At 72.2% G+C, this 14132-nt stretch carries 13 protein-coding genes; all 13 read right to left on the reverse strand.

Annotated elements, in window-relative coordinates; translation table 11 throughout:
- Positions 1-90: 90 nt before the first annotated feature.
- The 13 genes from ACLJN9_RS21910 to ACLJN9_RS21970 all read right to left on the reverse strand — a co-directional run bounded on the left by ACLJN9_RS21910 (position 91) and on the right by ACLJN9_RS21970 (position 14018).
- Positions 91-753 (reverse strand): GntR family transcriptional regulator, encoded by a 663-nt coding sequence (locus ACLJN9_RS21910; RefSeq protein ID WP_410813345.1) that lies wholly within the window; start codon positions 751-753, stop codon positions 91-93.
- On the reverse strand, positions 750-1610 hold the full coding sequence (locus ACLJN9_RS21915) for a DUF4438 domain-containing protein (RefSeq protein WP_410813346.1): 861 nt from the start codon (positions 1608-1610) through the stop codon (positions 750-752). Before ACLJN9_RS21915 ends, ACLJN9_RS21910 begins: the two co-directional genes overlap by 4 nt.
- Entirely contained in the window at positions 1607-2482 is an 876-nt protein-coding gene (locus ACLJN9_RS21920; protein ID WP_410813348.1) for a DUF4438 domain-containing protein, read from the reverse strand. Before ACLJN9_RS21920 ends, ACLJN9_RS21915 begins: the two co-directional genes overlap by 4 nt.
- Positions 2479-3867: a TldD/PmbA family protein gene (locus tag ACLJN9_RS21925; RefSeq protein ID WP_410813350.1), complete on the reverse strand. Its 1389-nt coding sequence runs from the start codon at positions 3865-3867 to the stop codon at positions 2479-2481. The genes ACLJN9_RS21920 and ACLJN9_RS21925 overlap by 4 nt, the downstream gene beginning before the upstream one ends.
- Positions 3867-5339, reverse strand: coding sequence for a TldD/PmbA family protein (locus ACLJN9_RS21930; RefSeq protein ID WP_410813352.1), 1473 nt, complete (start codon positions 5337-5339; stop codon positions 3867-3869). The genes ACLJN9_RS21925 and ACLJN9_RS21930 overlap by 1 nt, the downstream gene beginning before the upstream one ends.
- Positions 5336-6481 carry a Gfo/Idh/MocA family protein gene (locus ACLJN9_RS21935; RefSeq protein ID WP_410813354.1) on the reverse strand — a complete coding sequence of 382 codons (1146 nt, stop codon included), beginning with the start codon at positions 6479-6481 and terminating at the stop codon, positions 5336-5338. Before ACLJN9_RS21935 ends, ACLJN9_RS21930 begins: the two co-directional genes overlap by 4 nt.
- A 61-nt stretch (positions 6482-6542) precedes the next feature.
- Entirely contained in the window at positions 6543-7469 is a 927-nt protein-coding gene (locus tag ACLJN9_RS21940; protein ID WP_410813356.1) for an ABC transporter permease, read from the reverse strand.
- Positions 7469-8380, reverse strand: a complete 912-nt coding sequence (locus ACLJN9_RS21945) for an ABC transporter permease (protein ID WP_410813357.1) — start codon at positions 8378-8380, stop codon at positions 7469-7471. Before ACLJN9_RS21945 ends, ACLJN9_RS21940 begins: the two co-directional genes overlap by 1 nt.
- Positions 8377-9366 carry an ABC transporter ATP-binding protein gene (locus ACLJN9_RS21950; protein ID WP_410813358.1) on the reverse strand — a complete coding sequence of 330 codons (990 nt, stop codon included), beginning with the start codon at positions 9364-9366 and terminating at the stop codon, positions 8377-8379. The genes ACLJN9_RS21945 and ACLJN9_RS21950 overlap by 4 nt, the downstream gene beginning before the upstream one ends.
- Entirely contained in the window at positions 9359-10360 is a 1002-nt protein-coding gene (locus tag ACLJN9_RS21955) for an ABC transporter ATP-binding protein (RefSeq protein WP_410813360.1), read from the reverse strand. Before ACLJN9_RS21955 ends, ACLJN9_RS21950 begins: the two co-directional genes overlap by 8 nt.
- A 63-nt stretch (positions 10361-10423) precedes the next feature.
- Positions 10424-12034, reverse strand: coding sequence for an ABC transporter substrate-binding protein (locus ACLJN9_RS21960; protein WP_410813362.1), 1611 nt, complete (start codon positions 12032-12034; stop codon positions 10424-10426).
- An 11-nt stretch (positions 12035-12045) separates the two neighbouring features.
- Positions 12046-13248 carry a pyridoxal phosphate-dependent aminotransferase gene (locus ACLJN9_RS21965; RefSeq protein ID WP_410813364.1) on the reverse strand — a complete coding sequence of 401 codons (1203 nt, stop codon included), beginning with the start codon at positions 13246-13248 and terminating at the stop codon, positions 12046-12048.
- On the reverse strand, positions 13245-14018 hold the full coding sequence (locus ACLJN9_RS21970; protein WP_410813366.1) for an SDR family oxidoreductase: 774 nt from the start codon (positions 14016-14018) through the stop codon (positions 13245-13247). The genes ACLJN9_RS21965 and ACLJN9_RS21970 overlap by 4 nt, the downstream gene beginning before the upstream one ends.
- Positions 14019-14132 lie beyond the last annotated feature (114 nt).

Raw genomic sequence — 14132 nt, forward strand, 5'->3', positions numbered from 1 at the left:
GCCAGAGAGGAGCCCCGGGGGCGGTTCGCCGTCACCCGGGGCACCAGCCCCCGCATGTCCAGGTCCGGCGTCGCGGGGCGGGCTGGCCGATCAGCCTTCCAGAACCCCGGCCTCGGCCATTCCGTCGACCGTACCGAGGTAGTGCTCCTCCAACTCCTGCACGATGTCCTCGACCGACCCGGACCGGACGATCTCCACAACCTGCTGGTGCCGACGGACCGCCTCGTCGAGGTCGATGTGCTGTCGATCGATCGAGGAACGCATCAGCGCCCCCATCTGCGCGTCGAGGGTTCGCCACAGGCTGGCCAGCCGTTGCTTGCCGGACGCGTCGACCATGCAGCTGTGGAACTCGGTGTCGAGGTCGATCATCGTGGCGACGTCACCGGAGGCGGCGGTCTCCCGCATCCGGTCCACCACCGACTGCATCCGGCGTACGACGTCGTCGCGCTCTTTCAGCACGCAGCGGACCGCGCCGGCCTCCAGCACGAACCGGGCGTAGCAGGCGTCTCGCACCTCGTCGTACGACATGCGGGTAACCACGCTGTGCCGGCGGGGGGAGATCTCCACCAGGCCCTCGGCGCTGAGCTGGCGCAGCGCCTCGCGCACCGTCGACCGGCTGACCTGCAGCTCGGCGGCGATCACGGTTTCCACCAGCCGCTGACCAGCCGTCAGCTCGTTGTTGAGGATGCGCCGACGCAGGAGCAGGTAGACGGATTCCGGCAGGGATCGGTGCAGGACGGCTGAATCGGTCATGAGCGAAGGCCTAGGTCGTCGTGGCGTACCCCGAGATGGTCGTCGCCCTCGGCGACGACGGTCAATGATTCTACCGGGCCGCAGAGTATCGGCATCAGCCCAGGGCCGTGCCCCGGTAGCGGGCTGCCGCCGTGCACGATCAGGCCGACCGTCCGCCAGCCGTGCCGGAACCCGGCGTTGTGCCGGACGTCCAGGTCGTCGACCGCGACCAGGTCACCCAGGCGCAGCCCGGCCAGGCCGTACCGCCCGGCGTCCGGAGCGCTCAGTTGCAGGTCGAGGTCCCACAGTTCGGCGGGACGGCCGATGCCGTTGCCCACCACCTCGGAGGGCACCCGACCCCGTACGCCGATCCGCAGCGCGTCGCCGGATGCCGTCATCCGCAAGGCCGCCAGCGCCTCTGGGTCGGTATTGAGCATCCTCACCCCGGGCGTGTCGGGCAGCGTCGCGCCCTGCCCGTGGACGCGTACCGCGATGCCGTCGCCCGGAACGAGCCGGGCCAGCACGTCGTCGGGGAACACCACGATCACGCGGCCCTCCTCGCCACGCTTGCCGAGCACCACGCCGGCCGCGCCGGCGGCGTCACCGGTACGGACCTCGGCCCGGTTGCCGAAACACGCGTACCCGGTCAGGGCGTGGCGGGCCGCCTGGTCGGGGTGCGCCAGAGTGACCCCGGGCGCGGCGTGGTCGGCATCGTGCGCGAACACCCCGTCGCCGAGCCGGACGCCCAGCACCACCCCGGCGTCACCGACCGGCAGGTACGGCCGGCCGTCGGCGTCGACGAGGTACGGATAGCCGGGCAGCGACGGGGATTCGACCATCCCGGTCAGGTTCATCGCCACCGTTGTCGCAGTGCTCACTGTGCCTCTTTCATCGACGCGAAGGCGCCGGCCAGGTTGGCGTCCGGGTCGTCGACGACCGCGAACGCCTCCGCCGGCCCGCTGAGCAGGGTGCTGGGGCCGGGGCCGTGGCCGAACAGCCGGCAGTGCCCGGTGCTGATCACTCCGACGGTGACGAAGCCGGGCCGGTGTCCCCGGCCGTAGCGGTGGTCCTGGTCGGCCAGCACGACGAGGTCGCCGATGCGCAGCGACTCCAGTCCCAGCGACAGGTCGTCACCCTGCCCGGTGTACGCGCCCATCAGGTCGGTGTTGGCGAACTCCGACGCCATGCCCGCACCGGCGCCCACCGCGTTGGCCGGCACCCGGGCGGCCACCCCCACCTCCAGCCGCCCATCGGCGCGAGTCCGCAGTGGCAACGCGGCCAGCAGCGCCGGGTCGAGGTTCTTGACCACCACGTCGGGATGGTCCAAGAGCCGTAGCCCTTGACCGGTGGCGGTGACGGTCACCCGGTCACCCGTACCGACCCTGGCCAGTTCCGCCTCCGGCAGGTCCACCAGGACGTACGCGTGCTGCCCGATCACCCGGCCGCGGCTACCCGCGGCCGGGCCGCTGCGCACCACCACCTCGTTGCCGACGCAGCTGAGGAACTGCAGCGCCATGTTCGGGCCCGGCGCGGCGGCCCGTACCGACAGTCCCGGCTCGAGGTGGTCGGTGGCGTAGCCGGTGGCGGGGTCGCCCACGTGCACGCCGAGGGTCACCCCGCCCATGCCGGGGAGCAGGAACGGGGTGCCGTCGGCGTCGACGCGGTACGCGTGCCGGTCGGCCAGCGCCGGCCACACCTCACCGGCGAGGATCTGGGTGACCAACCGATCGGCGTTGGTGCGTACCCTCATCGGGTCTCCTCCCCCACGCTCGCGGCGCCGAAGCGGAAACCGTGCCCCCGCAGCGCCGGGGCGGTGGCCGCGCCGTTCCAGACGTTCATCACCGGCTGCGAACGCAGCGCCGCGCCCACGCCGTCGACGGTGGACAGCAGGTCGAGCACCGAGTGGGTGAACCGCGCTCCGGCCACCGGCCGTGCGAGCCGGCCGTCCTCGATGAGGAAACAGGCGTCCCGGCTGACCCCGGTGATGGTGCCGGCGACCCTGTCGACCAGCCGGGTGTACCAGAACCGTTGCACGTACAGGCCGCGCTCGACGCCGGCGACCAACTCCTGCTCGCTGGCCGAGCCGGGGCTCATCAGCAGGTTCGCCGCGACCGGGGCGGGCACCTCCTCGCGGGCCACGTGGGCGTGCCCGGTCGAGGTGGTGCCGAGCGCGCGGGCGCGGGCCAGATCGGTGACGGCCTCGCCGACCACGCCGGCCTCCAGCAGCGGCACCCGCCGCTTCACGGTGCCCTCCACGTCGAACGGTAGGGGCAGGCCGGTTGGTGCGCTCGCGTCGTCGGCCACGGTGACCAGCGGCGCGGCGACCCGTTGCCCCCCGGAGGTGGCGACCAGGCCGACCCCGGCGGCGGCCAACTCACCGGAGAAGCCGAAGGCCTCGAGAAAGCCGATCAGCTCGCCGACCGCCTCCGGGCCGAGCACCACCGTGTAGCGGCCGTCGGGCAGCGGGATGCGTCCCCGCCCGGCGACGGCCTCCCGGACGGTCCGCTCGACCGCCTCCTCGGCGCCGATGGCGTCGACCGAGCGGTGCAGGTCGATCCAGTGGGAGGTGCCGTCGGCCACCGCCGCGGTCAGCGACCCGATCGCCTCGGTGGCCAGCGCGTGGTGGGCCGCGCCACCGCTGGTGACGACGGCCTGCTGGGTCACCGCGCGGCCGAACATGCCGGCCGCCGAGCCGCCCGCGGTGCTGGCGGCGGCCATCGTCGCGGCCGCGAGGCGGGCCCGGGCGGCGCTGTCGAACTGCGCCGTGTCGTCGTGCCACAACCGCTGCCGCCCGGTGACGCCGGGACCGGCCACCGTGGCGTTTCCGGATCGTCCCGCGCCGGCGGCGAGCTGCCGGGCGAGGGCGGCGGCGTCGGTCACCACCGAGTCGAGCCCGCCGAGCGTCCCGGTGGTGGCGCGGGCGGCGTGGCCGTCGACGATGGCGCGGACGGCGAACTGCGTCTCGGTGATGTCCTGCGGCTGGTGGATCCGCCCACCCGCGAAACGGGTGTACTCGCCGGCCCGGCCCAGCAGGCTGATCTCGACGGCGTCGCAGTCGGCGCGGCCGGCCGCCGTCCGCAGCCGGTCGAGCAGCTGCTCCGGGGGTACCGGAGCGGTGAACGTGTCGGTGGGCATCAGGCGACTCCGATCCTGAGATCGCGGACCAGCATGGGTGCGGCGCCGTGGCTGAGGAAACCCCACTGCTTCGGCTCGCCCTTACCGCACGGGTAGCCGAAGGCGCGGAACTCCTCGGGGCCGGCGACCGCCTCCACGGCGCCCCAGAACTGCGGGGTCACCCCGCCGTAGGAGAAGTTCTTCAACAGTCGACCGCGCCGGCCGTTGCGCACCTCGTACGCCACCTCCGTGCCGAACTGGAAGTTGAGCCGCTGGTTGTCGATCGACCAGCTGCGGTTGTCGTCGATGTGGTAGCCGTCGCCCATCCGGTCCAGCAGCTCGTCGAGGCTGCCGGAGCCCGGTTCGAGGAAGACGTGGGTGGCGAAGCAGACCGGCAGGTACGCCCAGCCGTCGGAGCGGGCCGCGCCGGTCAGCGCCAGACCGGATCGGGCCGCGGAGTCGCGATTGGACAGGGTGTTGCGCACGATGCCCGCCTCGACCAGCGCGCTGCGTCGGGCCGGGGTGCCCTCGTCGTCGAAGGCGAAGCTACCTCGGGTGCCCGGCACGGTCGGGTCGGAGACGATGGTGACGGCCGGTGAGCCGTAGCGCAACGACCCCACGTCCTCGGGGCGGATGAACGAGGTGCCCGCGTAGTTGGCCTCGTCACCGAGGATCCGGTCCAGCTCAAGCGCGTGCCCGGCAGACTCGTGGATCTGCAGGGAGACCTGTTGCGCGCCGATGACCACGTCGGCCGTCCCGCGCGGCGCCTGCGGAGCGGTCAGCAGCATCACCGCCTCCTCGCCGACCCGGGCGGCGTTCTCCAGCATCCGCAGGGATTCCAGGTACTCCCAGCCGGCGCCGGCCGTGTTGCCGTGAAACGAGTTGGGGTAGCTGCGCCGCTGCACGTCGCCGTGCCCGGCGGCGGTGACCACCAGCATCGCCCCCGTCTCGACGAAGTGCTGGTGCTGGCGGGAGCCCTCGGTGTCGGCGAAGTGCCGGTGCTGGCGCTTGGCGTTGACCCCGGCCTGGGCGCTGGCCACCAGCTGGGGCGCCGCCGCGGCGGACAGCCACTCGGACAGCAGCCGCTGCCGCTGCGCGGTGGAGACGGCGAACGGGTCGAGGTGCACCTCGGTGGCGTACCGGCCGCTGGTCGGCGGTCGGGGCGGAAGGTCGACCGGGGCACCCTGGCCGGCCAGCGCGACCGCGTTGGCGTGTGCCCGGGTGGCCGCGGTGACCGCGTCCGCGGTGTCGGCGAACGGCCGGGCGGCGAAGCCCCACTGGCCGTCGACGAGCACCCGGACGCCGACGCCGATGTTCTGCTCGATCCGCTCGTCCGGGTCGGCGCCACGTTGGGCGTACGAGCGCAGCTCGGCAGCTTCGATCAGGCGCGCATCGGCGTACTGGACGCGGCCGTCGAGGCCGTCGAGGGCGCTCTCCAGCACCCGCTCGGCCGCCGCGTCGTCGGCCAGCGCACCCCAGTCGTGGGCGCTCACGCGGCCACCGCACCGTCGGCGGCGGGCGCGTTCAGCGGCAGGTCGACCCACGCGCGGGTACGGAACGAGCGCTCGAAGGCGTTGATGGTCTCCTGCACGAGCGCTCCCTGGCCGAAGTCGCCCTGGTTGGCGGGGCCGCCGGAGAGGATCTCGGTGGCGAAGTCCGCGCAGAGGTTCGAGTAGAACAGGAAGTCCCAGTCCTCGCGGGAGTGCCCCCCGGTCGGGAAGAACTCCTGCGGGATCTCCCGCTCGACGAACTCCACCTCGTCCTTCGTTGCCGTGCGGATGGTCTGGCAGACGCCGAACTCCTCGACGAGCCGTACGATGATCGCGCCCTCGGAGCCGTAGATGCGCGCCTCGATGCCGGGGAAGTTGCCGACCGTCACGTACGAGGACTGGATGGAGGCGAGCACACCGTTGTCGAACTCACCGATCCACATGTCGCCGTCGTCGATGTTGAGTCGCTGCATCTGACCGGTGGCGCGGATCATCCGCTCGGGTACGAAGTTGCGCATGGTGCCGACGACCGAGCGCAGCTCACCGCCGCTGAACCAGTGCATCATGTCGATGATCGGCGCGCCGTAGCCCTCGATGGAGGAGGTCGTGATCACGCTCGGGTCGGCGTCCGGGTCGACCTGACGCATCGGGGTGCCCGGGTCGATCCACTGGCTGTTCTGCTCGTAGCCGTTGAAGATGTACGGCTCGCCGACGAAGCCCGCGTCGATGAGGCTCTTGGCGTACTGCACCGCCGGGGCGTACCGGAAGGTGAAGCCGAGCTTGGTCTTGAGGCCCTTGGCCTGGGCCCGTTCGGACAGCGCGCGGGTCTGCCGGTAGTCGTGGTGCACCGGCTTCTCGCACAGCACGTGCTTTCCGGCGTCGAGGGCGGCGGCGGAGATGTCGAAGTGCGCGTGGTTGGCGGTGGCCACGTCGATGACGTCGATGTCCGGGTCGTCGAGCAGCTCCCGGTAGTCGGTGACGAGCCTGGCCACCTGGAAGTCCCGTCCGGCCTGGGCCAGCACGTCGGGGTCGGTGTCGGCGAGGGCGACCACGTCGACGCGGGGGTCGCGCTGCCAGCCGGGGATGTGGGCGCGCTGGGCCCAGCGGCCGGCGCCGATGACGGCGACACGCAGCGTCTCGCTCATGGGGTGTGGGTCCTTCCGGTTGCGGTGGCCGGGTCTGACGACCCGGCTCGGGGTGGCAGGTCTAGCGGCGGACCCGCGGGTCGATGGCCGCGTAGGCCAGGTCGACCAGCAGGTTCATCACGACGATGAAGAACGCGGCGAACAGCACCGCGCCGGTGATCATGGGAATGTCGAGGGTGCCGATGGCGTCGAAGGTGAGCTTGCCGACGCCGGGCAGGCCGAAGACGGACTCGATGACGACCACCCCGCCGAGGAAGTAGCCGAGGTCCATCCCGAGCATGGTCAGCAGCGGGGTGAGCACGTTGCGCAGGCAGTGCCGCAGCAGCACGGCCCGCTCCGGCATGCCCTTGGCGCGGGCCATCTGCACGTACGGGCTGCGCAGCGCCTCCAGCATGTTGGTGCGGGTGAGCCGGGCGTACCAGGCCGCGCCGCCGAGACCGAGGGTGAAGCTGGGCAGCACGAGGTAGTTCAGGTACGGAGACTCGTAGCCGCTGAGCGGGAAGACGTTGGACTTGAACGCCAGCGCGTACAGCAGCAGCAGGCCGAGCCAGAACGGTGGTGCGGACAGCCCGACCAGCGTGGCCAGGGTGGTGGCCCGGTCGAGCAGCCCCTTGGGTCGGTAGGCGGCGATGATCCCGGCGGGCACGCCGAGCAGCACCTCCCACAGCACACCGAGCAGCGCCACGGCGGCGCTGACCGGCAGCGCTCGGGCGATGGCGTCGCCGACCGAGGTGCCCTGCAGGGCGTAGCTGGTGCCGAGGTCGCCGTGCAGCACCTGGACCAGGTACGTCCAGTACTGGTAGCCGAGGCCACGGTCCAGACCGAGCTGATGGTGGATCGAGGCGACGGTGGCGGCACTGGCGTTCGGGCCGGCGATCAACCGGGCCGGGTCGCCGGGCACCACGTGGGTCATGAAGAAGGCGAGGGTGAGTACGCCGAGCAGGACGACGATCGCCTGCGGGAGGCGGCGCAGCAGGAAACGGGCCATCAGCGGCGCTCCGGTGCGGTCGGGTCGAGCAGGTCGCGCAGCCAGTCACCGGCCAGGTTGAAGGCCAGCACCGTCAGCAGCAGGCAGACGCCGGGGGCGAACAGGAGCCAGGGGGCGATCTGGAAGTACTCCTTGCCCTGTTCGATCATCTGGCCCCAGGAGGCGTTGGGCACCGGCACGCCGACCCCGAGGAAGGACAGCGACGCCTCGATCAGGATGGAGGAGGCGACGCCGAGGGTGGCGTACACGATGATGGTGGGCACCAGGTGCGGGAACAGGTGCCGGCGCATGATCCGCCAGTGCGACAGGCCCATGGTGCGGGCGGCGACCACGAACTCGCGTTCCTTGAGCGACAACACCAGGCTGCGGATGATCCGGGCCAGGGTGGTCCAGTAGATGACGGCGATGACGATCACCACGTTGCGTTCGCTGGGGCCGGTGACGGCGATCAGGGCGATGCAGAACAGCAGGATCGGAAACGACATCACCACGTCGGTGATCCGCATCAGCGCGGTCTCGACCCAGCCGCCGAGGTAGCCGGCGACCAGCCCGACGAACACCCCGAGCACGGTGGCGAGCCCGTTGGCGAGGATGCCGATGACCAGGGAGACCCGGGCGCCGTACAGGAGCCGGGACAGCACGTCGCGGCCGTTGGGGTCACTGCCCAGCAGGAAGTGCGAGCCGGGGCCGACCGGGCCGCCCTGCGGCGACAGGCCCTCCGGATAGGTCTGCAGCGGCGGGTGCGGAGCGAGCAGTGGCGCGAACACGGCGGCCAACGCCAGCACCACGAGCAGTCCGACCGAGATCAGCGCGGGCAGGTCGTGGCGCAGGCTGCGCAGGGCCCGCCGGCCCAGGCCGGGCAGGACGGTGGCGTCCGCCGGCATGGTGGGTGGTTCCACCGGCGCGGTCACGCGGCCACCTCCAGCGGGCCGAGCTGGTCGCTGTGGTGACAGGCGACGCGGTGCCCGCGCGCGTCGGTGACCAGCGCCGGGCGTTCCTCCACGCAGCGGCGGGTGGCCAGCGGGCAGCGCGGGGCGAACGAGCAGGCCGCGCCGCCGTCGCCGGCGGTGGGTTCGCCGGCCAGCCGGCTGCGGCGCCGTCGACCGGCGCCGGGCTCGGGAATCGCCGCGATCAGTGCCCGGGTGTACGGGTGGCGCGGGTGCGCGAACACGTCGGTGCTCGCGCCGAGTTCCACGATCCGCCCGTGGTACATGATCGCCAGGTCGTCGGCGACGAACCGCAGGGTCGACATGTCGTGGGAGATGAACAGGTAGGCCAGGCCGTCGGCCTCCTGCAGGTCTCTCAGCAGGTTGAGGATCTGTGCCCGGATGGACACGTCCAGGGCGGACACCGCCTCGTCACAGACCAGCACCCGGGGCGACACGGCCAGCGCACGGGCGATGGATACCCGCTGCCGCTGCCCACCGGAGAGCTGGTGGGGGTAGCGGCCGGCGAATTCGGCGGGCAGCCCCACCCGGGCGAACAGCTCCCGGGTGCGCAGGGTGTGGTCGGGGCGGGGCACTCCGGCGGCGGTGAGGGCCTCGGCGACGTTGTCGCCCACGGTGAGCCGGGGGTTCAACGAGTCGTACGGGTCCTGGAAGACCATCTGCATGTGCCGGCGGAACCGGCGCAGGGAACGCCCCCGCAGCCGCGTCACCTCCTGTCCGGCGACCCGGACCGATCCGGCGGACGGGTCGTGCACCCGCATCACCGCGCGGGCGACACTGCTCTTGCCGGAACCGGATTCGCCGGCCAGTCCGAGGGTGCGCCCGGCTCGGATCTCGAAGCTGGCCGCGTCGACAGCGGTGAGGTGGCTGCGGCGGAAGGCGGCCGGCCGGGGGTAGCGGACCGTCAGGTCGCGCACGGCGATGACCGGTTCCTGGTCGGGGTCACTCATCGGTCCTCCCGAGGCTGAACTGCGGACTTGACGTCAGGGGGTGGTGGCAGGCGGCAACGGTGCTCGCGGTGACCGGGCGCTGCTCGGGTGTCACCGAGCGGCAGGTGTCGTCGGCGCGCGGGCAGCGGGGGGCGAACGGGCAGCCGGGTCCACCGGGGCCACCGGTGGGCGGGGCGCCGGGAATGGCCGGCAGCCGCCGGGGCAGCGGACCGCGCAGCCGCGGGATCGAGTCGAGCAGCGCCCGGGTGTACGGATGGGCGGGTGCGGCGATGATGTCGTCGGTGGGGCCCGCCTCCACGACCCGACCGGCATACATGATCAGAATGCGGTCGCAGAAGCTGGACACCACGCCGAGATCGTGGCTGATCAGGACCGTGGCGGTGCCGTGTGACTCGGTCAGGTCGTCGAGCAGGTCGAGCACCTGGGCCTGGACGGTCACGTCGAGGGCCGTCGTGGGCTCGTCGGCGATGATCAGCGCGGGCGTGCAGGCCACCGCGATCGCGATGCAGACCCGCTGACGCATGCCTCCACTGAAGGCGTGCGGGTAGTCGCGCAACCGGCGCTCGCCGTCGGCGATGCCCACCTGGTCGAGCAACCGGACCGCCTCCCGGCGGGCGTCGGCGCGGGAGAGGCCGCGGTGCCGGCGCAGCCCCTCGGTGAGCTGCGCGCCGATGCGCAGCAGCGGATTCAGCGCCGACATCGGATCCTGAAAGACCATGGCGATCTCGGCGCCCCGCCAGGCGGCGAGCCGGCGGGTGTCGAAGTCCAGCACGTCGTTGTCGGCGAAGCGGATCCGGCCTCCGACCGTGGCGGTCGGCGGCAGCAGCCGCATGAGCGCTTGGGCGGTGACGGACTTACCGGACCCGGACTCGCCCACGATGCCGACCCGCTCGGCCGCGCCGACCCGGAACGACACACCGCGTACGGCGGCCGTACGGGTGTCGTCGCTGACGAAGTCCACGGTGAGTTCGTCGACGTCCAGAATCGCTGTCATGCGATGGCCTGACCTTCCTCGGGCCGGGTGCCGTCCGCGACCGGACGGCACCCGGCGGAGCGGCTAGCGGCTGGCGGAGCCCGTCGTCTTCCAGTAACTGGTCATGTCCCAGCCCCAGATCGGCTGCGAGTGGTAACCGCCGACGGTCTTGCCGAAGACCTCGGTCTTGGAGCCGTAGTAGAGGGGCACGACCGGGTTGTCGGCGAGCATGGCCTTCGTCGCCTCGACGTACGTCGCGGTCGCCTCGCCCGGCGTCTTCGCCGCGAGTGCCTTGGCGACCAGGTCGTCGACCGTGCTGTTGCAGTAGAAGGAGTAGTTCTGCCCGCCCGGCACGGCGGCGGCGCAGGACAGCAGGGCCTGGTAGAAGTCACTGCCGTCGGGGTAGTCGGCCACCCAGAAGGTCAGCGTCATCGGGGCCTTGCCCGGCGTGGCTGCCAGGTCGAAGAAGGCGCTCTGCTGGATCGGCTTCGCGTCCACGGTGATGCCGATCTTGCCGAGATCCTGCTGGAGCTGCGGCAGCAACGCGGTCCACGGCGAGGTGTTCCAGGAGTACATCTCGGTGTGGAAGCCGTTGGGGTAACCGGCGTCGGCGAGCAGCTGCTTGGCCTTGGCGATGTCCTGGTCGTGGACCAGCTTGTCCTTCGTGTACCCGGTGATGCCCGGCGGCAGGTACTCGTTGGCCGGACTGCCCTGGCCGGCCACCAACTTGAGCAGGAAGCTCCGGTCGACGGCGTACGAGACGGCCTCGCGCACCTTCGGGTTGTCGAACGGCTTCATCTTCGTGTTCATCGTCAGGTAGTAGGTCGACGGCTTGACGATGGTCTTCGTCTGCGCCTTCAGCGAGGCGTCGTTGCTGACCTGCAGGTAGTCCGCAGCCGGGATCGGGTCGCCCATCAGGTCGATCTGCCCCTTCTGCAACTGGAGCAGCTGCACGTGCGGGTCGACTCCGAGCTTCTCGACGACCTTGTCCACGTACGGCCTGGGCGCGTCCCAGTACTTCGGGTTGCGGTTGACCACGATCTCCTGGCCGGGGCTGAAGTGGTCCAGGACGAACGGGCCGGAGCCGACGGGCTTCGCCGCCGTGCCCTGCTCGATGACCGAGGCGTGCGGCATGGCGAGGATGTACTTGAACGAGCTGTTGGGGGCCGTCAGCTTGACCTGGAGGGTGTCGGCGGCCGGGGCGGTGATCCCGGCGAGCGCGCCGGTGGGGCTCTTCGCGTAGTCGCTGGCCCCGGCGACGCCGGTCCAGAAGCTCTGCACCGGCGACTTGGTGGCCGGGTCGAGGATCCGCGAGTACGAGTAGACAAAGTCCTGGGCGGTGACCGGCTTGCCGTCGCTGAAGGTCATGCCGGCGCGCAGCTTGATGGTGTAGGTCAGGCCGTCGGCCGAGATCTCGGGCAGCGCGGCGGCGGCCTGCGGGGCGATCTCCATGGTGTCGCCGACATAGTCGTAGAGCCGGTCGTACATCATCCGCATGTTGTTCCAGCAGGTCGCGTCGTAGCAGACCGCCGGGTCGAAGGTCTTCGGGTCGCTCTTGTAGGCGACCGTCATGGTGTCGCCGTAGCGAGGGTCGGCCGAGTCACCGCCGGCCTTGCCGGTGTCGGCGTTGCCGGCGCAGCCGACTGTCAGTAGGACGCTGCACAGTGCCGCAGCGAACAACCTCCGTGGGGCCATTCAGGTCTCCTTCAGGGGTGCGGGGTGATGCGGGGGCGGGGCTGGCTGGGCGGTTCCCGGCGGCCGGGGTCGGCCAGGAAGGCCGCGAGGTTCTCCAGACCGCGTACGACGTCGGCGTCGGGCGCGGCGAGGGACAGCCGGAGGTGATCGGCTCCCCGGCTGCCGAAGGCGGTGCCGGGGGCGAGGGCCGTGCCGGTGGCACGGAGCAGGTCGAGGGCGAGCGGGCCGGTGTCGACGCCGCCGTCGGTGACCCGGAGCCAGAGGTAGAAGGCACCGGCGGGCCGAACACTCGTCAGGCCGAGCCGGTCGAGCCGCGGCAGGGCGGCGTCCCGCCGGGACCGGTACCGGTCCCGCATTGCCGCGACGCAGCCCTGGTCACCGGTGAGCGCGGCGATCGCCGCGTGCTGGGCGACGGTGTTGACGCAGGAGGCGGTGGTCTCCTGGAACCGGGCCAGCCCGGCGGCCAGGTCGGGGGCGGCGACGGCGTAGCCGACCCGCCACCCGGTCATCGCGTAACTCTTGGACAGGGAGAAGACGGTGACCGACGGGACGTCGGGGGCGGCGGCGGCGAACGACACCGCCGGGGTGTCCAGCCAGAGCTGGTCGTAGCACTCGTCGGAGATGACGACGATGCCGTGCCGGGCCGCCCACTCGCCGAGTCGGGCGAGTTGCGCGGCGGTCCACTGGAAGCCGACCGGGTTGGACGGTGAGTTGACCACGATGGCGCGGGTGCGCGGGCCCCGCAGAGCGTCGAGGTGGTCGTAGTCGGGGTCGAAGTTGGCGTCCGGGTCGAGCCGGTAGCCGCGCGCGGTGGCGCCCAGCACCGTGGCCAGACCCACGAAGTTGGCCCAGCCGGGATCGGGCACCAGCACCTCGTCGCCGGCCGAGAGCAGCGTGCGATAGGCGGCGAACAGCGCACCCACTCCCCCGGCGGTGACCACCACCTGGTCCACGGTGGCGTCGGTCAGGCCGTTGTCGCGGGCCAGCTTCGCCACAGCGGCGCCGCGCAGCTCGGGTAGGCCCACGCTCGGCCCGTACCCGGTGCGGCCCGCCCGCGCGGCGGCGTCGGCCGCGGCGACCACGTGCGCCGGGGTGGGCAGGTCCGGTTCGCCGAGTTCGAGGTGGATGGCATCGGGTACGGCCCACGCGGCGTTTGCCAGCGCCCGGATGCCGGAGGCGGGGGTGGCTGCCAGCTCGGCCGAGAGAATGGTCATCCGAGGCTCCGCATCAGGCCGCCGTCGCAGGACAGCAGGCCCGCGGTGACGTACGACGCGGCGGGCGAGGCGAGGAAGCCGACCACGGCGGCAAACTCCTCGGGTCGGCCGTACCGCCCGGCGGGGATGCCGGCCATGCTGGCCGCGCGGACGTCGGCCGGCGTGGCGCCGGTGCGCTCGGCGCGCGCCCGGTCCAGCGCGGCGACCCGCTCGGTGTCGATCCGGCCGGGCACCACACCGTTGACGGTCACGCCGTCGACGGCCACCGTGCCGGCCACGGTCTTGAGCCAGGCCGCGAGGGCGGCCCGCCCGGAGTTGGAGTAGGCCAGCTCCGGCAGCGGTTCGCGGACCCCGGAGGAGAGCACCGCGACGATCCGGCCGAAGCCCCGCTCGCGCATCCCCGGCAGCAGCCGGGTTGCCAGGTCGATCGGCGTGACGGTGAGCAGTTGCAGAGCCTCGCGCCAGGAGTCCGGGTCGGTGGCGTCGGCGCCGACCGGCTTCGGGCCGCCGGCGTTGAGCACGCACACGTCCACCGGGCCGAGCCGCTCGGTGGCGGCGTCGGCCACCCGGGCGGCGGCGGCCGGGTCGGTGGCGTCGGCGACCACCGTGTGCACGGTGACGCCGTGCCGATCGCGGATGGCCTCAGCCACCGCGTCGAGCCGGTCCGCGCCGCGGGCCCACAGCAGCAGGTCGGTGCCGTCGGCGGCGAGCCGGTCGGCGATCGCGGCGCCGAGGCCCGAACTGGCCCCGCCGACCACCGCGGTGCTCATGCGGCACCCCCGTTCGTTCGCGACTGCGGGGCTCGCAACACCGGCTCACTCCTCGCGCTCACGGTGCCGCCGTTCGTTCGCGACTGCGGGGCTCGCAACACCGGCTCACTCCTC

Source organism: Micromonospora sp. 067-2, assembly GCF_046549295.1.
In the GTDB taxonomy this organism is placed as follows: domain Bacteria; phylum Actinomycetota; class Actinomycetes; order Mycobacteriales; family Micromonosporaceae; genus Micromonospora.

Bases quoted from the DNA above. Each gene is read 5' to 3' on its own strand.
- ACLJN9_RS21950 (WP_410813358.1), bottom strand. From the start codon at position 9,366: ATGAGTGACCCCGACCAGGAACCGGTCATCGCCGTGCGCGACCTGACG.
- ACLJN9_RS21925 (WP_410813350.1), bottom strand. From the start codon at position 3,867: ATGCCCACCGACACGTTCACCGCTCCGGTACCCCCGGAGCAGCTGCTC.
- ACLJN9_RS21970 (WP_410813366.1), bottom strand. From the start codon at position 14,018: ATGAGCACCGCGGTGGTCGGCGGGGCCAGTTCGGGCCTCGGCGCCGCG.
- ACLJN9_RS21910 (WP_410813345.1), bottom strand. From the start codon at position 753: ATGACCGATTCAGCCGTCCTGCACCGATCCCTGCCGGAATCCGTCTAC.
- ACLJN9_RS21955 (WP_410813360.1), bottom strand. From the start codon at position 10,360: ATGACAGCGATTCTGGACGTCGACGAACTCACCGTGGACTTCGTCAGC.
- ACLJN9_RS21940 (WP_410813356.1), bottom strand. From the start codon at position 7,469: ATGGCCCGTTTCCTGCTGCGCCGCCTCCCGCAGGCGATCGTCGTCCTG.
- ACLJN9_RS21960 (WP_410813362.1), bottom strand. From the start codon at position 12,034: ATGGCCCCACGGAGGTTGTTCGCTGCGGCACTGTGCAGCGTCCTACTG.
- ACLJN9_RS21935 (WP_410813354.1), bottom strand. From the start codon at position 6,481: ATGAGCGAGACGCTGCGTGTCGCCGTCATCGGCGCCGGCCGCTGGGCC.
- ACLJN9_RS21920 (WP_410813348.1), bottom strand. From the start codon at position 2,482: ATGAGGGTACGCACCAACGCCGATCGGTTGGTCACCCAGATCCTCGCC.
- ACLJN9_RS21965 (WP_410813364.1), bottom strand. From the start codon at position 13,248: ATGACCATTCTCTCGGCCGAGCTGGCAGCCACCCCCGCCTCCGGCATC.